Annotated in this window: 14 protein-coding genes and 2 pseudogenes; 5 read left to right on the top strand and 11 right to left on the bottom strand. The window is 58.6% G+C overall.

Going from position 1 to position 24,070, the window contains the following annotated elements; all coding sequences use genetic code 11:
• Positions 1-112: 112 nt before the first annotated feature.
• Positions 113-727: a hypothetical protein gene (locus D6C00_RS03210; RefSeq protein WP_125180281.1), complete on the top strand. Its 615-nt coding sequence runs from the start codon at positions 113-115 to the stop codon at positions 725-727.
• A gap of 636 nt (positions 728-1,363) precedes the next feature.
• A pseudogene (locus tag D6C00_RS03205) lies at positions 1,364-2,638 on the top strand (DUF2254 domain-containing protein).
• A gap of 191 nt (positions 2,639-2,829) precedes the next feature.
• On the opposite strand, the gene D6C00_RS03200 reads toward D6C00_RS03205, so the two are convergent.
• Both D6C00_RS03200 and D6C00_RS15575 read right to left on the bottom strand, forming a co-directional pair.
• Positions 2,830-3,894, bottom strand: a complete 1,065-nt coding sequence (locus tag D6C00_RS03200) for an endonuclease/exonuclease/phosphatase family protein (protein WP_125180280.1) — start codon at positions 3,892-3,894, stop codon at positions 2,830-2,832.
• Between the two features lie 251 nt (positions 3,895-4,145).
• Positions 4,146-4,310, bottom strand: coding sequence for a lipoprotein (locus D6C00_RS15575; protein ID WP_170165440.1), 165 nt, complete (start codon positions 4,308-4,310; stop codon positions 4,146-4,148).
• 454 nt (positions 4,311-4,764) lie between these two features.
• Between D6C00_RS15575 and D6C00_RS03195 the strand changes: the two genes are divergently transcribed.
• The gene (locus tag D6C00_RS03195; RefSeq protein ID WP_125180279.1) at positions 4,765-5,055 is read left to right on the top strand and encodes a DUF883 family protein; all 291 of its coding nucleotides are present in this window, start codon (positions 4,765-4,767) and stop codon (positions 5,053-5,055) included.
• Positions 5,056-5,063: 8 nt separating this feature from the next.
• On the opposite strand, the gene D6C00_RS16305 is transcribed toward D6C00_RS03195, so the two are convergent.
• The 5 genes from D6C00_RS16305 to D6C00_RS03175 form a co-directional block, all read right to left on the bottom strand.
• Positions 5,064-5,549 carry an AI-2E family transporter gene (locus tag D6C00_RS16305; protein ID WP_255416749.1) on the bottom strand — a complete coding sequence of 162 codons (486 nt, stop codon included), beginning with the start codon at positions 5,547-5,549 and terminating at the stop codon, positions 5,064-5,066.
• Positions 5,501-6,250, bottom strand: coding sequence for an AI-2E family transporter (locus tag D6C00_RS16300; protein ID WP_255416748.1), 750 nt, complete (start codon positions 6,248-6,250; stop codon positions 5,501-5,503). Before D6C00_RS16300 ends, D6C00_RS16305 begins: the two co-directional genes overlap by 49 nt.
• A 14-nt stretch (positions 6,251-6,264) precedes the next feature.
• Positions 6,265-6,480, bottom strand: coding sequence for a DUF3185 family protein (locus D6C00_RS03185; RefSeq protein WP_125180278.1), 216 nt, complete (start codon positions 6,478-6,480; stop codon positions 6,265-6,267).
• A 182-nt stretch (positions 6,481-6,662) separates the two neighbouring features.
• A complete protein-coding gene (locus D6C00_RS03180) occupies positions 6,663-6,842 on the bottom strand; it encodes a CsbD family protein (protein WP_125180277.1) in 180 nt (59 codons plus the stop codon).
• A 690-nt stretch (positions 6,843-7,532) separates the two neighbouring features.
• A complete protein-coding gene (locus tag D6C00_RS03175) occupies positions 7,533-8,129 on the bottom strand; it encodes a PRC-barrel domain-containing protein (RefSeq protein WP_125180276.1) in 597 nt (198 codons plus the stop codon).
• 497 nt (positions 8,130-8,626) lie between these two features.
• On the opposite strand from D6C00_RS03175, the gene D6C00_RS03170 reads away from it, so the two are divergent.
• Positions 8,627-17,194: a GH36-type glycosyl hydrolase domain-containing protein gene (locus tag D6C00_RS03170; RefSeq protein ID WP_125182341.1), complete on the top strand. Its 8,568-nt coding sequence runs from the start codon at positions 8,627-8,629 to the stop codon at positions 17,192-17,194.
• 824 nt (positions 17,195-18,018) lie between these two features.
• Here D6C00_RS03170 and D6C00_RS03165 read toward each other — a convergent pair.
• Positions 18,019-19,092 (bottom strand): annotated as a pseudogene (locus D6C00_RS03165) (class I SAM-dependent methyltransferase); the annotation flags it as partial.
• Positions 19,093-19,370: 278 nt separating this feature from the next.
• On the opposite strand from D6C00_RS03165, the gene D6C00_RS03160 reads away from it, so the two are divergent.
• Positions 19,371-20,345, top strand: coding sequence for an AraC family transcriptional regulator (locus D6C00_RS03160; RefSeq protein WP_125180275.1), 975 nt, complete (start codon positions 19,371-19,373; stop codon positions 20,343-20,345).
• Between the two features lie 79 nt (positions 20,346-20,424).
• Here the strand turns inward: D6C00_RS03160 and D6C00_RS03155 are convergent, their stop codons facing one another.
• From D6C00_RS03155 to D6C00_RS03145, 3 genes are all read right to left on the bottom strand, one after another.
• Positions 20,425-21,783 (bottom strand): cation:proton antiporter, encoded by a 1,359-nt coding sequence (locus D6C00_RS03155; protein ID WP_125180274.1) that lies wholly within the window; start codon positions 21,781-21,783, stop codon positions 20,425-20,427.
• 85 nt (positions 21,784-21,868) lie between these two features.
• The gene (locus tag D6C00_RS03150) at positions 21,869-22,531 is read right to left on the bottom strand and encodes a potassium channel family protein (protein WP_125180273.1); all 663 of its coding nucleotides are present in this window, start codon (positions 22,529-22,531) and stop codon (positions 21,869-21,871) included.
• Positions 22,528-24,000: a TrkH family potassium uptake protein gene (locus D6C00_RS03145; protein WP_241546779.1), complete on the bottom strand. Its 1,473-nt coding sequence runs from the start codon at positions 23,998-24,000 to the stop codon at positions 22,528-22,530. Before D6C00_RS03145 ends, D6C00_RS03150 begins: the two co-directional genes overlap by 4 nt.
• Between the last annotated feature and the right edge of the window lie 70 nt (positions 24,001-24,070).

The following is a 24,070-nucleotide window of genomic DNA, read 5'->3' as shown; positions in this document are numbered from 1 at the left end:
AATGCGGCGGCGTTGACCGCACAGCTCGGCAGGGTGCCGATACCGGATCGTCGCCGCGGCGAGCGCTGGTCGCCTTCATTACCCTCAGCCTCGACGGAGTGGAACAGGGTGAGTGTGTCTGCAGGCGCTCGAAATTGCGCTTTCGGGAACCCCGGTCAGGATCGGTCTGGGACGGGTGAATGATTGTCTGTTCGCCAATGTTGCGAGCATCGGTCTCGGCCCGAAGGTGGCCGAACGCCTGTCGGGCGAAATCAAACGCCGATTGGGAGTGCTCGGCTATCCCCGCGCCTTGCTCAGTGCCTATCGTGATACCCGGCCGTTTCGGTGTCATATCATCCTTGATGACGATGCCGAGTACCATTTGCGGGTGATTCATGTGGCGGTCGGCAACGGGCGCTTCTATGGCGGCGGGGCGGTGGTATTCGAAGGCGCTGCCGTCGACGACAACCGATTGGATCTGTATACGTTGTTGCCGATGCCGCTGTGGCGGCTGATCCAGATTGGCCCCTGGGTCAAGGACGGACAGCACCGTGAGCTGGAGGAAGTCCGCAGCCTGCACGGGCGGAAGATTCAGGTGTGGACCTCGCGGCGGCTACCGGTCTCCGCCGATGGTGAGATCCTCACCCATACGCCCGCAACCTTTGAGGTCGTGCCGAGAGCTCTGTCGGTAATCGTCCCGTCTGCGGTGGACACCTCCGGGTTGACGCAATCTCCGACTCAAGGCTGATGCGTTGGTGCGGGGGATTCGAGACGTCGGGGGATATGCACCAGAAATGGTTGAAAACAACCGGGCGGTTTATGTCCAGATTGCTGACGACCCGCCTTTACCGAATCCGCAAGGACTTTAGCCCAGTCCAACGAACGACAGGACTGCGATTATGATGACGACTGCGCCGACGATGTAGACGATATTGTTCATGAAATATTCCTTTACGTGAGATTAAGAACGGCCCGAGGGTGGCGTATGATTTCCAGTCCACGCGTTCTAACTGTATCTTTTGCGATCCAGTCCCACTGTAAGCGCACTTGCCGTAATGACTGTCCGAATACGGCTCTCGGCGATTCCAGCTGTTTCAGTTTCTTCTAAACCCAGGCCGACTTCTGTACGGCAGCGCACAGAAGCCCTGAAAACCGCTTCGATGCATCATGCGCTGGCCCCATGTGTGCCGTCGGACAGGACGCTACGGGATTTTGGGTTATGCTTATGCGCATGGCGAACACATTCTGAAAGGGTGTGTTAATAGTAGTATGGCTACAATTAGGGAAGAATATGTGTTGCCACCCTGTCGTATGCGCCTTTCCCACTGCATAGGCGTTCCTGGCAACCTATGTGACCCTGTGCATTACGGTGGAGGAAGCGATTATGGGTCAATCATCACTGTTGACATCGGACGGTCTTCGCTTTTTCTTCAGTCGGATTAGAGAGCGTTTGTGGATCAAGCCGCTGGTGCTTTGCGTGCTTTCCATTGGTGGTACATTCATCGCCAAGCTGGCTGACGATACGGGTCTTTCCAGTGTGTTGCCCGAGGTCAACCTGGAATCAGTTGAGTCCCTGCTGTCTATCATGGCTTCCAGCATGCTGGTTATTGCGACTTTTGCGGTAGGTTCCATGGTTGCGGCATACGCATCCGCCAGTGCCGGTGCGACACCTCGTTCCATACCGCTTGTTATTGCTGATGATGTTACCCAGAACGCATTGTCTGCGTTTATAGGCGCCTTCATCTTCAGTCTTGTTTCTCTGATAGCAGTCAAAAATGACATTTTTGACTCTGCGGGCCTGTTTGCGATATTCGTGCTTACCCTTCTGGTGTTTGCCATTGTCATCATCACTTTCGTTCGCTGGGTGGACAGAATTGCCCGACTGGGCCGGGTGGTGAACACCATTGAGCAAGTGGAAAAGGCAGCCGGCGACGCTCTTGATCGTCGCCGACATGCGCCAACGCTGGGTGCTTCGTCAGTCTCACTGGATCAGGCGGGGGGCAAGGGTCTCTCCGTGTGTTCTTCTACGGTTGGTTATGTCTAGCATATTGATGTGGAGACGCTGCAATCCCGTGCTGAGTCGCTCAATTGCCGCGTGATAGTGACGGCGTTGCCGGGTACGTTCGTGAGCACACGCCGTCCACTGCTTCGTATTGAAGGCTGCGAGGCGTTCACACCTGATGCCTTTTCCAGCGCCTTCACGATCAGTCCGAATCGTGCTTTTGAAGATGACCCCCGCTTCGGGCTGCTTGCGCTGTCCGAAATCGCCGACAAGGCGCTGTCGCCTGGCATCAATGACCCGGGAACCGCGATCAATGTCATTGGCGCAATGGTACGACTGTTTACGCTTTGGCAATCCCCGATTGAAAAGGACAGATTGCCGGCGATAACCTATGACCGTGTATCGATCCCGGAGCTGGTGATCGACGACATGTTCGATGATGCCTTTACTGCAATTACCCGTGACGGCGCGGGTATCGTTGAGGTTTCCATTCGACTGCAGAAAGCTTTTTGCGCATTGGCCGAAACAGATGACCATGCGATGGTCGCCGCAGCCAAAAAACATTCACGGATGGCGCTGGTCCGTTCGGAGCGGGCCATGTCACTTCAGGACGATATCGATGCTGTGCGTAACGCTGCTGCGTTTTCGGCCACGTAAATTCAGGAGGAATAGACGGTTAACGGACGGAGGTGCGGAGGTCAGCCTTGAGCAAATGAAGAAGGTAGAATGCACGATCAGCGCCGATCGGATGGAGAACCCCAACACGCCATGCTGAAATCGAAGCACTGACTGATGTCGGGCAGCGGCATCTGGTAAAGGGCTTGTACCGGCCCCCGCTCCTGACGAGCTCATTCGTCCTTTTGCTGCTTCCCATCTTCGATCTTCTCATCTACCTCCTTTTTTTCCGCCCGGTTCGTATCAGCTCCTTCCTGCTCGGCTTCTGCTCCGCGCACCAGGCTCAGTTCGATGAAGATGGGAAAATGGTCTGATCCCCAAGCTGAACCCGTCTCCATCCGGACGAGCTTGAAATGATCGGAGTGGAAGACGTGATCAAGCGGCCAGCGCAGGAGCGGGTTCCTCGCGTTGAAGGTGTTGTACGTCCCCCGCCCGATGCGGGGATCGAGCAGGCCACTGGCTTTCTGAAACAGGCTCGTGGTATAGGACCATGCTACATCGTTGAAATCCCCGGCAATAATTGTTGGTTCATCGCGTTTTGCCACTTCTCGTCCCACGATAAGCAGTTCTGCATCCCGTTCTGTGGTCTCGGTCGTGTACTTCGGGTTGGGTGGGTCGGGGTGAACGAAATGCATGAAGACACGGTCTTCTGACGGCAATACCACCTGCATGTGCATCGACGGGATGCTGTCCTTGAGGATAAACCGGATCTCGGGATCGATTATCTCCAGTCGACTATGCACGAGCATGCCATAGGTGTTGTCGAGCGGGATCTTGAGCGAGTTCGGATATTGCTCTTCCAGTGGCCTGAGTGCTTCCTCCCACCACTCGTCTGTCTCCACGGTCAGGATCATGTCCGGATCGTACTCGTGCACGACATCCAGAAAGGCCCCCGACTCCCGGTTTTCCATCATCACGTTTGCAACGAGAAGCTTGAGGTTTCCGCCGTCCGAGCGCGACTCCGTCGCCAGTACCTGCTTGGGCATCAGCGCCGTGTATGGGAACATCTTCACTACCTGATATCCCACGGCCATAACCAATAGCCCGAGAACGACGGATTCGTAGACGCGTTGCGTGTTCCAGAAATAGAGATAGAGGGCAAGAAGTACAATCCCTGCGATGGTAATCTGACCTCTTGGAAAATCTAAAACGCGAATCCACCATTGGTCGAAACGCAGTAGCGGAAGAGCCGTAGCGATCACCAGTAGCAGGGCCAGTATGACCAGAACAATTTTCATATACCCACACACACGCGTCGGGCAGTCGTCGTTTCGAACGCGTAGCTCGGAGCGTCTTGTGAGCGTGGCGTGAACGATCCTCGCGGGTCCATACAGTCACTGCAGGCAACTACGCGCCGCCTCTTCTCGGTTTCCAGGCAAACCTCGTTCGTGATGCCCCGGAGCACGCATACTACCCTGACTGAAGCACCTGAACCGCTGTGCGGAGCATTTCAGCGGCTGTGGGGCGCGTCAATTGGGAAGAGAGAGGATCAGTTGCCGTCGGTGGTATCTTCGATGGCATCGCCCGCGTCCTCGACTTTGTCGTCAACTGCCTCACCAGCCTCTTCCAGAGGACCTTGCTGCTCGCAGCCAGCCAGCGTGAACATGAGAGCACTTGCAAGCAGAGAGGCTGCTATGGTTTCGCTGATTTTCATGGTTCCATCCTCCGAGTTGATTGCTGAAATACACACGATCCGCACCGGCGCCTGTAAAGGTGAATAGTGCATTGACAGGGTTCATGCTGATCCTTACCCAGTTACCAGTAAGGTAGGAATTAATCATGAAGCCCTACCGCGGAATGATCTGTGCGGTAGCGTACACAATGGCACGGGGGCGACCTTTCCTCGGCCACGAGTGCGCGGACCTTACCGTCAGCGGAATCCGTTGCGTCGACCCCCCAGGGTTTCCGAATTCTTAAACGCCGACTGCATTGTCAATGTCAGATCCGGAGCGAACGCGTGTACTCAGATCAATTATAGTGGTGGATTAGTCCATATGTTCGTTGCCGCGCAGACAGGTGGGGGCATTCGCGATAGTCTTCCCCGTACTTTCCAGTGGATGCCGAACGGCGTCCACCTATGTCCCATCAAAGCAGGGGGAATAAATACCATGAGAAAACCATCGAGTGGCGACCACACCACCACAGACCGTCTTTCTGAGCGTGCCCACGAGTCGGTGGACAAGTTCGCCAGGACTGCGGGCAAGGGCGAGGAACAGATTCGCCATAAGGCCGCGGATACGGAGGCCCGTGTCAGGGATGCCGGGCAGAAGGTCAAGCAGCGCTCCCGCGAAGCCCGGCAGTCCATTAGCGCCTTCGTGCGGAACAAGCCTTTGATCTCCCTGGGTATCGCCTTTGCCGCGGGAACCTTGCTGTCTGCCATCTTAGGGCGTCGCACATAGTGCCTCGTTCATGGTCTGACTTCCCGGTTGCTCAGCGAGCGTTTCAGACTGGCTTTGATCTCGCTCCAGATAGCGACGAAGAACGCTGTCAGGGGAACCGCAAGTACCATGCCGATAATGCCGCCCAGGGCTGTGCCCCAGAAGAACAGTGAAATAACCACGAGTTCGGGGTGCAGGCCCGAGCGGTTGGCCATGATTTTCGGCGTCAACAGCCAGCTTTCGATTACTTGAACCGCCGCGAATACCAGACCGGTCAGGAGCAGTAACTCAATGCCGCCATCAGGCTGCAGATAGGCCATGGGCAGGACCACCAGCAGGCCGATCAGGGTGCCCAGGAAGGGGACGATATTCAGCAGCCCAAGCACCAGACCGATAAGTACGCCGAACTCCAGGCCGATCAGAGTAAAGCTTATGGCATACAAGGTACCCATGGACACGGCGATGATCAGCTGGCCCTGAAAGAAGGCGGTGACGTATCCCACGAAAACATCCATGAAATACAGCACCTTCTGCTGGGTGGTCTTGTGGAAAGGGATAACAGTTCGGATGCCTTTCCCCGGAGTAAGTCCCCGGAGAGCAGGGTGAAGAACAGGAACAGGGGCACGAAGCTGATACCCGCCAACAGCCCCAGATAGGACATGATGGTCCTGCCCGGTTCCTCCAGGCCTGGCAGGACTGGCTGGGACTCCTCCCCGCCGCTGCTCTCCATCCGGGTGGAAATCATGGCGGTGAGTTCCGGGAACTGATAGGAGAAATGTGCCTGCCAGCTTGCGAGTATATCGGGCAAAACAGTCATCAGCTGGACGGTCTGGCTGACCAGAATGGGGACGAGCAGGAAAATCAGGCCGCTGATACCCACGAAGAAGACTGCCAGCAGAAGAATGATGGCCAGCAAGCGGGGTAAGCGAAGCCAACTCTCGAGAAAGTCCACTACCGGATAAAGCACCAGCGCCAGAATGCCGGCCAGGGAGAGCGACAGAAGCAGGTTGTAGAAGGCATTCAGTATCCAGCCTAATGACCACACGATGATTCCGATTAGCGCGGTCAGTGAAACCAGGGACAACAGGACCGCCGTGTAGCGAAACAAGCGAAGCTCAACGGCGTTGAACAGTCGTTTATCCGGAGGTGACGCCGCCAGGTTTTGATCGACAACCTTCGCCCTGCCAACCAGGGATTCCTGCCTGTGGTTGGGCATCGCGAATTCCTGCGCTACTTGCTTGCGGATTTACCGAACAGCAGCAGCCCAATACCGGCCACCGCAGAAGCCGCGCCAAGGATCAGGAACCAGGTGGTGGAGTCAGTGAAGCGTCCGGTAACGGCCTCCGTCACCTGATCGCCCAGGCTTTGGGATGACTGATACGCAAAGAAAAGCAGGATCAAGCCGATAACAAGCAACACAATTGCCAAAATTCTATTATTCATCATTTCAACCTCTTTCAGCTCGAGGAGGGATCATCATTCCGCTATTCAGGGATGGTTGTCTGGTGCTACAGCTGGAATTTTAATCCGCTGCGCTTCCCGGCCTGGTGACGACACTCAGCAATGTGACTCCTGTCTGCATGTCATCGGCGGCTGGTATCTGCTTTTCGATTGTGTCGTTGAATAGTTCACTTCGTTTCCTTCTTGACGTCGCTCTTGAGATCTCCGTACCTGGCTTCAGCCTTGCCGCCATGCTTCTCGGCTTTACCCTCGTACTCCGTGCTTTTATCGCCGGTCACCTTTCCGGCAACCTCCTTGACCTTCCCCTTCGCCTCGTTCGCACGACCTTTGACCTGATTCTTGTTCATGATTGATCTCCAGATGATCATTCCGTTTGGGTTCTGCCTCTTATCCATGAACTCATGTAGATGCAGGGTTATGTTTTCAAGATAGCTGAAGATCGAGGACTGCTCTGTGCGTTGTCCAACTTATGCGGTGTCATTTTCTTCAGATATGTCTCCAGCCACCAGTGTCCGACATGTTTCCGCAACAAAGTCAGTAGGTTATCGGTTCCGGCTATGTTCTCGGATGGCGCTATTTCAGTAAGCAGTCGAAACAACGGAACTTTCTCATACTGATGCCGGTTTGGTCTGGCCGGAGCACAGGATCGGAATTCGGACCATGCTGCCGGTCAGATAACCGTATCGGGTGAGATTTGTAAGGCCTGGTCGGCCGGGTTGATGCGGGGTAGTCAGGATGGTTTTTCAGCGAAAAGGGAGAATTATACTTCCATTACTATTATTTTCCGCAAGAACCAAGTCGCTCTGCGTTGTGGTTCAAACCACAAGATTAATGATCCTGTGTGCGAAATCGTGCGGAACCGATATGGTTTCAGGCGTAGATGTTGCGTGGTGCATGCTTTCGATTGTGATCGGCTGTACCATCATAAAAATAAAGGAGCATAGCCTGCGAATACACTGACCCTGGATCGGGTTAGATGCAGATACAAGCAATGCTCCCTGATTGTGTTCATTCACACATTCACTGCATAGATTTTATTACTGAGTCGATTCTGAGGGTTCCGGAACCAGCTCCGGATCAGAGTCGCTATCTGCTGGCTCGAATGCAGAGAACTCCACTCCGATCGGTTTGTCACCTTTCAGTTCGACGTATTGCTCGGGTTGATACTCCTTGCGGGCCTGAATTTGCTCCTTCGTGTTTTTCAACTGCAACTCCTCACCCACGGTATCGAGCTCATCGAGTGACACGACGATGTCACGTTCCCCAAGGCCCAGCAACCCGCCGGTAGAAATAACCGCATGAGCGCTGTGACGGTCACGCATGAATACTACATGCTTGATTGTTCCGACATTCTCTCCAGCGCTATCCACTACCTCCGTGCCTTCAAGCTCATCCGCGGATCGGGAGTAAATCGGATTATCACCCCTTGCCTGGGTTTTGGTGGTCATACCCATGGATTTGCCACCCATTTTCGGTTCCATATCCATTGGCTTTTCGGTTACAGGCTTTTCCGTCCCAGCCTTTCCTGGCGTAGATTCACCTTCAGACTGGATGCCTTCGGCAGCGAACGCAGGGGCGGATATCAGCACAGCAATTGCGCTGGCCAGGAATGTCTTGCGATAACTTGTGTTCATTTCGTGCTCCTTGTGCGCAATAAGGAAAAAGCATCCGCATCCTGATCCGGTTGGTCAGCATCGGACCATACCTTATTGCACTCGGGAAATTTACCAGATGATACACTTCCTGTATGTGCGCTGTCCCACAGAGCCCTCCTCAAACGGTCTTTGTGTAGTGGTGTGGCAATATCTGGCAATGACAGGCAGCATAAAGCAGTTCTTCACCAAGGTATAATGCACTGGTCTGTCACCGAAGACGATATGTCCTCTCTTTTCATCTTGATGACCTCAATTCCCGCCAAAACAGCGTACAATTAATTGACCGAATCAACTGATAAAAGGATAAGGGCTTAGGGTCAGCAGGAACGTGGGATTCGTTTTCGGTTAATACCGGCCACATGGCCAGGGCTGCTTTGAGCATCCAAGGTTCGGACAAGGAGTATGTCATAAGCATCGAAGCGTTCAGGTTTTCGCCACACATACGGAATGCGCTGCGCCATGAGCGTGATACCGGCTTGCTGCGTGCGGAGCTGTTCAGTATCGAGCAACTGAAGCGTCACGCAGTCACGCTCGCAGGTCAGCACAGGATTGATCCGCATCCGGGGCCAGAAGACCGGTTGCTGCCACGGCTGGCGGACAATGCAAGGGTTCTGCTGGCGGCGTATGAAGTCGTCACCACCGTCGCCACCCAGGGACAACGGATCGTGCCGGCAGAGGCCTGGTTGCTCGACAATTTCTACCTGATCGAGCAGCAGATCACCCTGGCGCGTCGACACCTGCCCCGCGGCTACAGCCAGCAGTTGCCGCGGCTGGCCGCTGGCTCGTCGGCCGGATTTCCACGCATCTACGATCTGGCGCTGGAACTGATCTCACACATGGACGGCCGCGTCGACAGCGACAACGCCACCCAGTTCATTTCCGCCTATCAGACCGTCGAGCCTCTGAAACTGGGCGAATTGTGGGCTTTCCCGATCATGCTGCAGCTGGCGCTGCTGGAAAATCTTCGCCGTGTCGGTGTGCGTATCGCCCAGCGGCGCGAGGAGCGCGATGCGGCCATCACCTGGGCGGACCGCATGCTCGAGGCGGCCGAAACCGAGCCAAAACAGCTGATCCAGTTGCTGGCCGAGTTTGCCCATGCCGATGTTCCGCTTACCGCGCCGTTTGTGGAGGAGTTTTACGACCGGCTACAGGCGCAAGGGCCGGCCATGGCCTTCGTACAAACCTGGGTCGAGCACAAATTGCTCGACCAGGGGGTGACCGCAGCCGGCTTGTCGGAGGCGGCCGGTCGCACCGCCGCGGCCAACCAGATTTCCATCGCCAACAGTATCGGCAGCCTGCGCTTCATCGGTGCCATGGACTGGAAGCAATACGTCGAGTCGCTCAGCGTCGTCGAACAGACCCTGCACGAAGACCCAATGGCAGTGTACGCCTGCCAGGATTTTGCCACCCGCGACCGCTATCGGCACGTCATCGAGGATGTGGCGCGACACACCACCTGGAGCGAAATGGCGGTGGCACGCGAAGCCGTCGCGCTGGCGCAGGCAGCCGCGGTGCAACAGGGCACGTATGATCGCACGGCGCATGTGGGCTATTACCTGATCGATCTGGGACGACCACAGCTGGAGTCTGCGGTCGACTGCCGGCTGTCGTGGAAATCCAGGCTCAGCCGGATGGGCCGGCATCTCCGCTTCCCGCTTTATCTCGGCCCGATCCTGCTGCTCACGCTGCTCGCGACAGCGGCCGGGCTGGCCCTGCTCGGCCTTGATACGGGCAGGGTCGATGCAGATGGCTGGCGGATCGGGCTGTTGGCACTTCCCCTCGTCATCGGCGCCTCGGCGCTGGCCGTACCGCTGGTGAACCTGCTGGTCACGCTCGTCCTGCAGCCGCAGGTGCTGCCGCGACTGGATTTTTCCACCGGAATTCCGGACAGCCACCGCACCATGGTGATCGTCCCCACCCTGTTGACGAAGCCCCAGGACGTCGACGATCTGATCGAAGCGATGGAAATCCGCTACCTCGGCAATCGCGATCCCAATCTGTTCTTTGCCCTGCTGACGGATTTTTCCGACGCGCCCGAGCAGACGCAGCCGGACGATGAAGCCCTGCTTGAATATGCCCGTACAGCACTCGAGTCGCTCAACGTGACTTATCGCGAGGATCGCGCATGCATCTTCTATCTGTTTCACCGGCCACGGGTGTGGAACCCGTTCGAACGGGTGTGGATGGGCTACGAGCGCAAGCGCGGCAAGCTGGAGCAGTTCAACGCTCGGTTGAGGGGTGAAGCACATACGGCCTTCTCGGATATCGTCGGTGATCTGTCCCTCCTGGCTTCGGTCCAGTACGTCATCACCCTGGATACCGACACCCAACTGCCGCGCGACGCGGCACGTACGCTGATCGGCAACCTCGCGCACCCGCTTAACCGGCCTGTGTATGATGCCGGAAAAGGACGCATTGTCGAAGGCTATGCGATCCTGCAGCCGCGCACCTCGATCAGCCTGACCAGTGCCGGCCGGTCACGCTTTTCCAAACTGTTTGCGGGTGACTCGGGCATCGATCCCTACACTCGCGAAGTATCGGATGTCTACCAGGATGTGTTCGGGGAAGGCTCGTTCATCGGCAAGGGTATCTACGACGTCGATGCGTTTCGTCAGGCCGTCGACGGCCGTTTTCCTGAAAATCTCATCCTCAGCCACGACCTGCTGGAAAGTGGCTATGCGCGTTCGGCGCTGGTGACCGATGTCGAACTCATCGAGGAACATCCGGCCAGTATCGCCACCGAGGCCAGCAGGCGCCACCGCTGGATACGCGGCGACTGGCAGCTGGCCGGTTGGTTGCTACCACGCGTGCCGGCCCCTCCCGGCCCGAATGGCGAGCGGGTGAGGCGGCAGGCGAACCCGCTTTCGGCCCTGTCACGGTGGAAGCTTTTCGACAATCTGAGGCGCAGCCTGGTCGCGCCTGCGCTGCTCGCCCTGTTGGCCGGCGGCTGGCTGTTGGGGCCGGGGCCCGAGTGGCACTGGGCCTTGCTGGTCATGGCGGTGATATTTCTGCCCACCCTGCTGGCCGCTGCCATCGAGCTTGTTCGCAAGCCCGAAGAATGGGAATGGCGAGTGCACCTGAACCTGGCCGGCAGATCCGCGGGGCGCCCGCTTGTGCTCGCCGTACTGACCCTGGCTTTTTTGCCTTACGACACCCTGATCTGCCTGGGGGCAATCCTGCGTTCGGGGCTTCGCATGCTGTTCACGCGACGCGGCCTGCTGCTGTGGAAACTGCCGTCCTACGCGCGCCGCAACGCTCGCCGCACGCTCGCCGAATTTTTCCGGGAGATGTGGGTCGCGCCGGTGCTCGCGCTGGCACTGGGCGCGGCATTGGCCATGGCTGGTCAGCCGGCGGCGTGGCTCGCCGCTGCGCCTATCCTGCTGCTGTGGCTGTTATCGCCTGTCGCCGGCTGGTGGATCAGCCGGCCGCTGGCCGCCCCCGTCCCGGGCCTGAGCGTCGACCAGGAAGCCTTCCTGCGGAAGTCGGCGCGGCGCACCTGGCGCTACTTCGCGGACTTCGTCGGTCCGCAGGACAACTGGCTGCCGCCCGACAACGTTCAGGAATACCCGGCAGCGGCCATCGCCTCGCGCACCTCGCCCACCAACATCGGCATGTCGCTGCTGGCCGACCTGGCGGCGGTCGATTTCGGCTACATCACGGCCGGGGAATGCCTGCAGCGCATCGGCAATACACTCGACTCGGTGGAGAAGCTGGAACGCTACCGCGGCCATCTGTACAACTGGTACGACACGCACACCCTGGAGCCGCTGCACCCGCAGTACGTCTCGTCGGTCGACAGCGGTAACCTGGCCGGCTGTCTGCTCACCCTGCAGGCTGGGCTGGCCGAGCTGAAAGATCAGCCGGTGCTGTCGTCAAACGCATTGCAGGGGCTTCAGGATAGTTTGCAGGTGTTCGCTGAACAGCTGCCTCTGTCGTTCGATCCGGATATTGCAAACAAGATCAGGTTGCTGCAGGACAAGCTGTACTCTTTCACACTGAGCGGCTCGCCCCAGACATTGGCAGCCGCCGAGCAGGCGCTGGAGGAGATTCACCGTGCCAGCGGGGAGTTGGTTGACTGGCTTCCGGCTGATGTCGATATCGATGGTGAACTGGTTTACTGGGCGCGGGCATTCGACCGGCAATCCCAGGCGCTTCGGGATGAGCTTCGGTTGCTGGTGCCTGACCCGCGACACTTCAGCACGATCCCGACACTGGTGGAACTGGCTGGCGTGCACGGAAAGGTTACTGAGGCGCGTTCGTCCGTCGCGGCCGAACGGCTTGGCGTGATCGACGATCTGGTGCAGCGTTGCCGCGCTCTGGCGGTAATGGATTTTGAATTTCTCTACGATACGACGTGCGGTCTGCTGGCCATTGGCTATGATGTGGGTGAACGGCGCCGCGATCCGTCCTGTTACGACCTGCTGGCATCGGAAGCACGCCTGGCCAGCTTTCTTTTGATTGCGCAGGGACAGCTGCCGCAGAAGCACTGGTTCTCGCTCGGCCGCCTGCTGACCAGTCATGGCGGCGACGTCAGTCTGATTTCGTGGAGCGGCTCGATGTTCGAGTACCTGATGCCGCAGCTGGTCATGCCGAGTTACCCCAATACCCTGCTGGAACAAACCTGCAAGGCCGCGGTGTCGCGCCAGATCGAATACGGCCGACAACGCGAAGTGCCGTGGGGCATTTCCGAGTCCTGCTATAACGCCACCGACATACACAAGGTCTACCAGTACCGGGCATTCGGCGTGCCCGGCCTCGGCTTCAAGCGCGGATTGGGCGACGATCTGGTGATCGCGCCCTATGCCAGTGCACTGGCGCTGACGGTGATGCCGAGGGAAGCCTGCCGTAACCTGCTGACGCTGGCCGAGCAGGGATTTATCGGCGCATACGGCTTCTACGAGGCAATCGACTACACGCCCTCGCGGGTGCCGCGGGGCAAGCCGCATGCCATCGTGCAGGCATTCATGGCGCATCACCAGGGTATGAGCCTGCTGGCGTATGCGCATGTCCTGCTCGACCAGCCGATGCAGCGCCGCTTCATGTCAGATCCGCTGACACAGGCGACCGAACTGCTGCTGCAGGAACGGGTGCCGAAGAAGGGCGCTACCCTGCATCCGCACGCCGCCGAAGTGAGCGCTGCCGCCCGTCCCCCCAGTGCGGACACCGGCGCGATCATGCGCGTGTTTACCAATCCGAACACGCCGATCCCTGAAGTCCATCTGTTGTCGAACGGCCGCTACCACGTCATGGCGACCCATGCCGGCGGTAGCACCAGCCGCTGGCGCGACCTCGCCGTCACCCGCTGGCGCGAGGACGCCACTTCCGATGACTGGGGCACTTTCATCTACCTGCGCGACCGCGACAGCGGTAAGTACTGGTCGACCGCTCACCAGCCGACCCTGCGCCGCGCCGACCACTACGAGGCGATCTTCGTGCAGGCGCGTGCTGAATACCGGCGACGCGATCATTTGATCGAAGCACACACCGAGATCAGCGTGTCGCCCGAGGACGACGTCGAGATCCGTCGCGTCACGCTCACCAACCAGTCGGCGCGCACCCGTCACATCGAGGTGACGAGCTACGCGGAAGTGGTGCTGGCGCCGTTGAATGCCGATCTGGCGCATCGCGTCTTCAGTAATCTGTTCGTGCAGACCGAAATCCTGCCCGAGCAGCAGGCGATCCTCTGCACCCGGCGTCCCCGCACACCCGGCGAGCAGGTGCCCTGGATGTTTCACCTGCTGGCTGCACCCGGAGCGGTAGCCGATGCACCGTCCTACGAGACCGACCGCGCCCGCTTCATCGGACGGGGTCGCACGGCGGTCAACCCACTGGTGCTGGAAGACGGCGACAGCCCATCGACTTTGTCGAACACGCAGGGGCCGGTGCTCGATCCCATCGTGGCGATCCGCCGCACCCTTACCCTGGCACCCGATGAATCGGCGAGTGTACAGATCATCTCCGGTGTCGCGGACACACGCGAGGCCGCACTGGCCCTGCTGGAGAAATACTGCGACCGTCACTTCGTCAAGCGCGCGTTCGAGATGGCCTGGTTTCAGAGCCAGGAGGTACTGCGTCACCTCAATGTCACCGAAGAGGATGCCCAGATCTACGGCCGCCTGGCCAATTCCGTGATCTTCGGCACGGCACTGCGACGCGCCACACCCGACGTTATTGCGCGTAACCAGTTGGGACAGTCCGGGCTGTGGCGCTTTGGCATCTCTGGTGATCTGCCCATCGTCCTGCTGCACATCGGCGACCTCAACCGCATCGTTCTGGTCAAGCAGGTGCTGCAGGCGCATGCCTATTGGCGTATGAAGGGCCTGGCTGCCGACATGGTGATCGTGAACGAGGATTTCTCGGGCTACCGGGCGGAGCTGCAGGATCGGATCATGGGCCTGATCAACTCGGGTCCCGAAGCGCAGATGATCGACAAACCGGGCGGGGTCTTCGTGCGTCGCGCCGAGGAACTGACCGAAAACGAACGCGTGCTGCTGCAGACGGTCGCCCGCATCGTCTTCAGGGATACCGCAGCGACCCTGATCGAGCAGGTGGATCGCCGTGTGTCGTCAGAACGCGTGTCGGACCTGCTCGAGCCTTCGCAGCAGGCGGGCGCCAAACCGGTTTATCCACTGGCCCCGCGCGAGCGCATTTTCTGCAATGGCCTGGGCGGCTTCACGCCCGACGGCCACGAATACGTCGTAACTCTCGAACCCGGACAGACCACGCCGGTGCCGTGGGCCAACGTGATCGCCAGCCCGCACATCGGCACCGTCGTCAGCGAGAGCGGTAGCGCCTATACCTGGGTGGAAAATGCGCACGAATTCCGCCTCACCACCTGGCACAACGACCCTCTTTCCGACAGCAGCGGCGAAGCGCTCTACATCCGCGACGAGGAAACCGGTGCGTTCTGGTCGCCGATGCCGCTGCCCGCGCATGGCCGCTCCGGCTACGTGTGCCGGCACGGTTTCGGCTACAGCGTGTTTGAGCACTTTGAGGCAGACATCGTTTCGGAATTGTTCACCTACGTCGCCATGGATGCGCCGGTCAAGTTCGTGGTGGTCAAGCTGCGCAACGCGTCAAAGCGTGCGCGCAGCCTGTCACTCACCGGTTACTGGGAGCTGGTACTCGGTGAGTGGCGGCACGCCAACCTGATGCACATCGTCACCGAAATCGATCCGCATACTGGCGCGTTGTTCGCCCGTAATGCCTACGGTCGCGAATGCGCCAACCGGGTGGTGTTTACCCATGTCAGCGAGCGTGAGCGGTCGGTGAGCGGAAACCGCGCCGAGTTCATCGGCCGCAATGGCTCGCTGGCCAGCCCGGCGGCGATGCGACGCAAGCACCTGTCTGGTCGAATCGGTGCCGGCCTCGACCCGTGCGCCGCGATCCAGGCCCGGATCGAGCTGTCCGCAGGGCAGGAACGCGAGATCGTGTTCGTATTCGGCGCAGCCGGAAACACCGATGAAGCACGTCACTTTATCCAACAATTCGGCGGGCCTGCAGGCGCGCGGCAGGCGCTGGAAGCAGTATGGGGACACTGGAACCACACCCTGGGCGCGGTGAACGTGGACACGCCCGACACTGCGCTCAACGTGCTGGCCAACGGCTGGCTGGTTTATCAAACCATATCGTGCAGGCTGTGGGGTCGCAGCGGCTATTACCAGTCTGGCGGTGCCTACGGCTTCCGCGATCAACTACAGGACACCATGGCACTGATCCACGCGACACCGTGGCTCGCCCGCGAGCAGCTGATCCGCTGCGCCGGGCGCCAGTTCATCAAGGGTGACGTGCAGCACTGGTGGCACCCGCCCAACGGGCAGGGCGTGCGCACTCATTTCTCCGACGACTATTTGTGGCTGCCGTATGCCGCCTGTCGTTATGTGCTCGCGACCGGCGACATGGGCGTGCTCGACGAGTCCATCCATTTTCTGGAGGGCCGCGAGCTGTATGCGGAAGAAGAGGCTTACTACGACCAGCCGCAACGCTCGTCCGAAGCAGCCAGCCTGTACGAGCACTGTGTGCGTGCCATCAAGCACGGCCTGCGTTTTGGTGCTCATCGCTTGCCGCTGATTGGCTGCGGCGACTGGAACGACGGCATGAATCTGATCGGTAAGGAGGGTAAGGGCGAAAGCGTGTGGCTGGCGTGGTTCCTGTTCGAGAATCTCGAGCTGTTCGCCGGCCTGGCGCGCGACCACGGTGATACCGCCTTTGCTGACGTGTGCACCGAGCAGGCGGAGCAATTGCGCAGCAGCATCGAGTCCCAGGCCTGGGACGGCGGCTGGTACCGGCGCGCCTGGTTCGACGATGGCACGCCCCTGGGCTCGTCCAGCAACGACGAATGCCAGATCGATTCGATCAGCCAGAGCTGGGCGGTTATCTCGCAGGGCGGCGATCCTGTGCGCGCCCGCCAGGCGATGATGGCAGTGGATAAACGTCTGGTACGACGCGACAAGCAGATCATTCAGCTGCTCGACCCGCCCTTCGATAAATCTGATCTGGAGCCCGGCTACATCAAGGGCTACATCCCCGGCGTGCGCGAGAACGGCGGCCAATATACCCATGCCGCGATCTGGTCCACAATGGCGTTTGCCATGCTGGGCGACACGGATCGCGCGTGGGAATTTTTCGCCATGCTCAATCCCGTCCATCACGGCAGCACTGCGGATGCCATCGAGCGCTACAAGGTCGAGCCTTACGTCATGTGTGCGGATATCTATGGTGTGTCGCCGCACATCGGACGCGGCGGTTGGACCTGGTACACCGGCGCGGCAGGCTGGATGTACCGGCTGACCGTGGAAACCCTGCTGGGGCTGCAACTGGAAGTGGACCATCTACGCATCGTGCCGTGTGTCCCCGCCGACTGGGAATCCTACAAAATCCACTACCGCTATCGTGATACTGTCTACCATATCACCGTCAGGCGCGTCGGCGGACCATCGGGGCAGGTCAGTCGCGTGACCGTGGACGGTGCCGAACGTCCCGATACACGCATTCCGCTCGTGGACGACCGCCAGGAGCACTTCGTCGAAGTGGACCTTGGTTAATTATCGGGAAGGTCGGATGTTACGAGACTGCCGATTAAGCGCGGTGTGCCATAAGATGCACCATCCCCGACAAGCCGGTGTGCCGATCCACAGAAAAGTGGTTTGCTTTAAGAGAGTTCTCAAGCCACTCCGGCGACAGGCTTAGCTTGCGTAAGCGCTGACGGCCGTCGTCCAGCTGGTACCGTTCCATTCGTGTACAATATCGTGGACCTTGACATGCGAGTCGGTGTACTCGAGAAAACAGGTGAGTATGCGGCGCTCGGTACTGCGAACCGGGATAAATCGTTGTTCGCCGGTCAGGGCAGTGAAGTAATCCCGCAGGGTTATCACAAAATGCCCGTCTCTATCAATTTCCGATGCTACTGTCCCAATCAGGCGTGTTGCTGATTCGTAATCCGGTAAGTGGGTGATGGTGTCCCCCAGCAAATTACCAGTAGCGGTGACTGCGGCAAGTATTGCTGAAAGGATTGAAGCTCACCGAGCACGGTCCGATCGGGAGGCGAGAAAAAAAGAAAAAAAAAAAAAAGGAGAACTCGTCCTGAGAGACCGGAATTCGTCGAAGTAGGCGGCACAGGTTCTAAGCGCCACGACGCGAAGCCTACGCACCAATAGGGTATGGCGTGGCATCCGAATCCCGCGCCGAGGTCGCGGCCAGGCCCCTGCGGCGAGAATGACTCGACAATTTTTGCAACTTCGACAGCACCGGAGGCCGTGGCGGCTTCCGCGCCGCCATTTATCCAGGCGTAGATTGGCCCCAGGTGGTTATCGTAGCGGCTTGTGGACGATTTCAGGTTTGATTTGTCTCCCGGCGGCGTTTTCAGGGGGCGCGCCTCGAGAAGCATGTTGGTATCGGTCTCGGCCGCGCGGCGCACATGGGTGAAACCGGCTTGTTTGAGTACCTCGGTGAGCCGCCGCTCGCCCGCCTGGGCGCCCAGTGCCAGTCCGACTTCCTGCGCCCGGGAGGCGGGTGTGCAGATGACCGTAGAGGCCGAGTAAAAGATCTGGCCCAGCAGGTGCAGGTTGTCGGTGAGCGTATCACCGGCCAGCGGTTCGACGAGCATCAAGGTCCCTTCCGGGCTGAGACATTCTCTCAGGTGTTGGGCCGCTCCCACCGGGTCGCCCATGTCGTGCAGGGCGTCGAACATACAGATCAGGTCAAAGTCCCGCTCCTTGATGGTTTTTGCACTGGATGTCACGAAGTGGGTGTTCGAACTCACGCCGTTGTCGGCCGCTTTGCTGGTTGCAGCCTTGATGGACGGCTCATGGAAGTCGTATCCATAAAAGATCGACCGGGGAAAGGAATGAGCCATCAACACGGTGGAAGAGCCGTGACCGCAACCGACATCGGCCACTTTCGCACCTTTGCTGAGCTTGTCGGTGATGCCATCAAGCGCCGGCAACCAGGCGTTAACCAGATTGGCCTCATAGCCGGGACGGAAGAATCGATCGGTACCGCAAAAGCAGCAAGCATGATGTTCACCCCAGTCGCGGCCGGCGCCTGATTTGAACGTATTGATAGCCTGATCGTGGGTTGTGAATTGAGAGACCAGTTGCTGGAACAGGCCCTGCATGCAGGCGGGGTGGCCTTCCTGCGCCAGTACAATGGCCTGTTCCGGCGTGAGCGAGAAGGTGTCATCTTGATCGTGGTAGACAACGTAACCGGCGGCCGCCTGGGCGCTGAGCCATTCGCGCAGGTAGCGTTCGTCGACCTTGCTCAGAATCGCCAGCTCGGTGGTGGTGCATGGGCCGATGTCGCGTAGTGTCCGGTAGACCTCGGTTTGATCGCCCATAAAGGACAGCAGCACTGCAAATGAGCCTCCGATGTCCTCCATGACCTTGTCCACGAAGGTATTGAGCTGTTTTTCGTCGATTTGCGTCTGTTTTGTTAAAGCATCCATAGTATCGACCTCAGTGATTTGACGCAGGCCGCGGTGGCCCGGGTCAGTCGTCCTGTTGATTAACGCCTCGCGCGTATTGTCCCGCTGGCGCTGTTCGTGCAAAGAGCTTGTAAGTCTGTGCCACAGTAACCGGACGTTGCCCGCTCTTTGCAGGACAAATCTTAGACAATGGGGTATGCTCGGAATATGATTGTGCGGCCGGGATTGTTGATCGATCGTACCGACTTGAACGGCACGGTTCGGGCTCCGAATACGGAACCGAGGAGTGAAACAGAACCATGAAAGGGGACATCTTGTCGGATGTGCTTAGGACGGTAAGACTCTCGGGTGCGATATTCTTCGACGTCGAGGCCTCGTCACCGTGGGTGGCCGAGGCACCCGCTGCCGCCTCGATTGCGCCGTTGGTGATGCCGAGCGCCCAGCATGTTATCGAGTATCATGTAATTACCAGCGGTTTCGGATGGGCAACCCTGATCGATGCGGAGGAGGAGCCTGTGCGTCTTGCTCCCGGCAGCATCATCATGTTTCCGCAGGGCGACAGGCACGTTTTGTCCAGCCAGCCTCACATGCGCGCGGAACCCAATTATGCCGCCTTCGATCAACCCGAGGAGCTGTCGCCGCCGTATTACATCCAGAATTTCGGTGGCGGTCCCGAAAAGGCGAGCATGGCCTGTGGCTTCCTGGGTTGTGATCGATTTCCCTTCAATCCCATCATTCAGGCGTTGCCGCGCATGATCCATGTCCCCAATGGCTATTCCGCTGGAGATGGTTGGTTGAGTAATCTGATCAGAAGCATCATGAAGGAAAGCCGTAATAAACGGGTAGGTAGTGATTGTGTCCTGGCACGGCTGAGCGAGCTGATTTTTATTGAGGTATTGCGCAGCTACATGGAGTCGCTGTCCAGTGACGCGACAGGTTGGCTGGCTGCGCTTTCCGATCGCCATGTGGGCCGGGCCATTTCACTACTGCACGCCGATCCCAAACGACCCTGGACGCTGGCGATGCTGTCCAGGGAGGTGGGCGTCTCACGTACCGTATTGGTCAGCCGGTTTACCGAGCACCTCGGCGTGGCACCGATTACGTATCTATCCAGCTGGCGCATGCAGCTCGCAGCTGGAATGCTGGCCGGGGGCGGCATGACAATCGCAAAGATCGCCGCAGAAGTGGGCTACGAATCGGAAGCTGCCTTCAGTCGGAGCTTCAAACGCTGTACGGGCTTGTCGCCCGGCGCATGGCGCTCCAACGGTAAGTAGATGCTGCTTCGAGCTTTTTGATTTCATTGCCCGGCTGACTGTCCTTGGCTAGAAGCGCGCATATAAGCTCTGGGATACCTCATTTGTCGGCTTGTTCTGTTTTGCGTTCAATTGGTTGACCTGGTCCGACCCCGTTGACTCCTGACTGATGGCTGCGGTGACGCAAAAACCGGCTCATCAGCGGCTTGACGCTGGTACCGTGTACGAGAATCGAGAGTGTGACCACAATCAGTGTCAATTGAACCAGATCCAGGGCCAGTTCTTCAGGAAGACCATGCTGGATGGCGAACATCAGGTAATACAGCGAACCGATGCCGCGCACCCCGAACCAACCGACCATGCTGCGTGTCGGCCACGAGGTGCGCGAGCCCAACAGGCCAACGAGGACACTGATCGGCGTGCGTGCTACCATGAACAGGAACAGCGCAAGCCCCACTGCACGCAAGCTCCAGGAATCGATAAACAGCGTGCCACCGATCAGCAGGATGAGCACCAATTCCGAGAGTCGCTCCAGGTGTTCCTTGAATACCAGCGCCCCTTCGCTGACGGTCGGTGTGGGCTCGTTTTCCGGGCCTGGGTTTTCCTCTCCCGGTTCGTTCAGAGCGACGCTGTTCATATCGTCGCCGGCGAGTTTGAGTTCAGTCTGGCGCAGGGCGACGGCAGCGAAAAACACCGCCAGAAACCCCCATGCGTTGACCAGTTCACTCAGGCCATACACCACACCGATCAGACCGAGTCCGAGAAAGTCGTCCATCAGCTTGTGCCTGGGCGGAGTGCCGCGCAGCTTCCGTCCCAGGTGGGCGAGGGTGGCGCCGGAGATGACTCCGATGACACCCCCCGCTATCGTGGCCCACAGCACATCGACCAGCGCCCAGCGCAGGCCGAACTCGCCGAGTTCGTGCAGCCCCAGCAATCCCATCCCCAGCATTACAAACGGAAATGCGCTGCCATCGTTCATGCCCGCCTCGCAGGTCAGGGTGAAGCGAAGCCGGTCGCGATCGCCGGGATGGCGGGTCTGCACATCGGTCGCCAGTACCGGGTCGGTGGGCGCCAGGATGGCGCCCAGCAGGACGCCGGCACCCAGTGGCAGACCGAGCAGGTAGTAGGCAAAGGCGGCGACCAGCCCGACGCTGACCGCCATCGACACCGATGCCAGGAGAATCGGTGTGCGCCAGCGCGCGAAGCTGAACGGCACAGGCATTTTGACGCCAGCGGAAAACAGCGAAATCAGTACCACCATTTCGGTCAGTACTTCCAGTAGCGCCGATTCCTTGAGTGGGTTGAAGTGAAACAGATTGAGCACCGTCGGCCCGACCAGCAACCCCACGGCCAGATAGACAATCGCCGGGGTGACCGGCAGGCGCTGTAGCATCGGCGCAGTCAAGCCCCTGGCAAGCAGCAACGCGCCCACGAGTAAAAACCATTGCGCGTTAGTCATGGCGCGTTCGCTTCATTGGGTTTCCCGTTTGGCATGACTTGCTCAGGAGATCGAATGGAAGCAGGAAGCATGCATTCTGTTTCTGTCAGGGCCCGTTCTCGGCTTGCGGGTTCCAGCGCGATTCGAGATCCGGCAACACCTTGCTATGCGCAATCACCACAACCTCGTCGCCTTTCTTCAGGGTGGTATCCATATCGGGAATAATGAATTTTTCATTGCGATACAGAAACATCACCCGGCTCTCGGTGGGCAGTTTCAGATCGGCGACAGCGACTTCGTCGTCCTCACGTGCCACAAAGGAGAAGATTCGTGCATTACCCTTCACCATGGCTGACAGTTCCAGCGGGTTTTTGCCGGCGACGATATCGGTCAGATACCGGGCGATCGTGTAATCCGGTACAACGAGTTCACTGAGGCCCAGCTCGATGCATATATGCTCGTAGGCGGGATCATCAATACGTGTAACAACGCGACTGAAGCCCAGCGAACGACCGACCAGGCTCGCGATGATATTGCTCTGGTCGTTGCCCGTCAGGGTAAACAAAAAATCAGTGGCGGCTGGATCCGCTTCACGCAGAATCGCCGGCTTGCTGCCATCACCGTGAATGAACCCGGCGGCCAGCTCGTTACTCAGCTCATCGATACGAGCCTTGTCTTTTTCGATGATCACTACTTCGTGACCCTGCTTGAGCAGTTGCTGTGCAGTCAACGTGGAAATCTTACCAGCGCCGATAACAACGGTTCTCATGCGACCTTCTCTCTGCGGCCAAACCACGTGCGCGAATACAAAACTACCAGCAACGCCACGATTTCCACACGACCAGCCAGCATATCAAAGCACAAAATACCCTTGAGTACGGGTTCCAGTTCCGGTCGTGCGATGCCGCTGCTGAGGCCTACAGTGCCACTTGCTGACACGACCTCGAACAGCGCGTCGAGAGGATCGTAACCCAGCATCAAGAACGGAATCCATGACACAATAATAATGATAATAAACAGCAAAATAAGCTGCAGTGCGCGGATGGCATCATCTGTCTCCAGTTTCTGATCGCCCAGATAGGGTTCGGCCACGGCGTGAACCGGCATCGCGGTGCGGCGCAACATCAATTGTAACAAACGCACCAGGATCAACAGGCGCAGGATCTTGAATCCACCAGCGGATGAGCCCACGCTTCCGCCCACGAGCATGGAAAGAATCATGACAAGCTTTGATACAGGATCCAGATCTGACACCGGCATGGTCGTAAAACCCGTTGTCGTCTGTGCAGAGATCCCGATTATGAAACCCTGGTACCAGGGTGCGGAAACATCATTCTGCCAGGCCAGCAGGCCAAGTACGCTGCCCGAAATGAGACAAAGCAACAACAGGCTGCGCAGCTCGATATCAGTAAAGAGTGTGCCAGCTCCGTGGCGCCAGCCGGCGTGTCCGACTCTCCAGTACAGATGCAGGGAGACGGCGCCGAGAAATGACAACGCCATGACCGCAACGGCGGTACTCTGCGACGACATCCCTGCCAGGCTCGCCGTGTGATTGGAAAAGCCGCCGGTCGAGACTGCCGATAAGACATGCAGCAATGCCGTGAATCCATCCTGTGCCAATGGCCAGATCAGAGCCAACCCTGCGGCGGTCAGACAAGTATAAACGATCAGTGTGCGCATGGCGTGGGTGCGTGCCGTGACCATTATGGCTGCACTGCTTTCCACGCTTCCCACCAGGCGCCGTGAGGCGGCTTGATGCCCCATCAATAACGCGACCGAAAGCACAATGAAGCCCAGGCCGCCATACCACTGCATCCAGGCGCGGGTGAACAAAAATGTAGTGGAGCGTGCTTCAATGTTGCCCAGGGTCGACAACCCCGTGGTGGTGACACCCGAGACGGCCTCGAACAATGCATCGATAAATACAACCCCGGCTTCGCTCATGGGCCAGGACATCAACAGTGCCGCGCCCACGAATGCCAGGGCCGTGACAGTCAGCGCCTCGTTCACCTGGATGCGATCCGGTGCAGGCAGGCCTGCCAGCATGCCGCCTGCCAGCGACAGGCCACTGCACAATAAGCCAAATCGCCAGGCCATTGCCCAGTTGTGCTCAAGCAGTGCGCAACCCAGCGGCGGCAGCGTCAGCAGGGCGAGCACCAGGGCAACCTGGCCGCCGTATTTTGCGACGACCTGCCCCCGTACTGCATACGCCAATACATGGGTTCTTTCTTCTGTCATTACGTTGTCCTGACGAGACAGTGTTCAGCGGCGGGAGATCGTTTGCCACCCAGGCAGTTTCAATAAAATT

This window comes from Thiohalobacter thiocyanaticus, assembly GCF_003932505.1.
Taxonomy (GTDB): Bacteria; Pseudomonadota; Gammaproteobacteria; order Thiohalobacterales; family Thiohalobacteraceae; genus Thiohalobacter; species Thiohalobacter thiocyanaticus.
The sequence above is the reverse complement of the archived record's forward strand: the minus strand, read 5'-3'. Positions and strand labels throughout refer to the sequence as shown.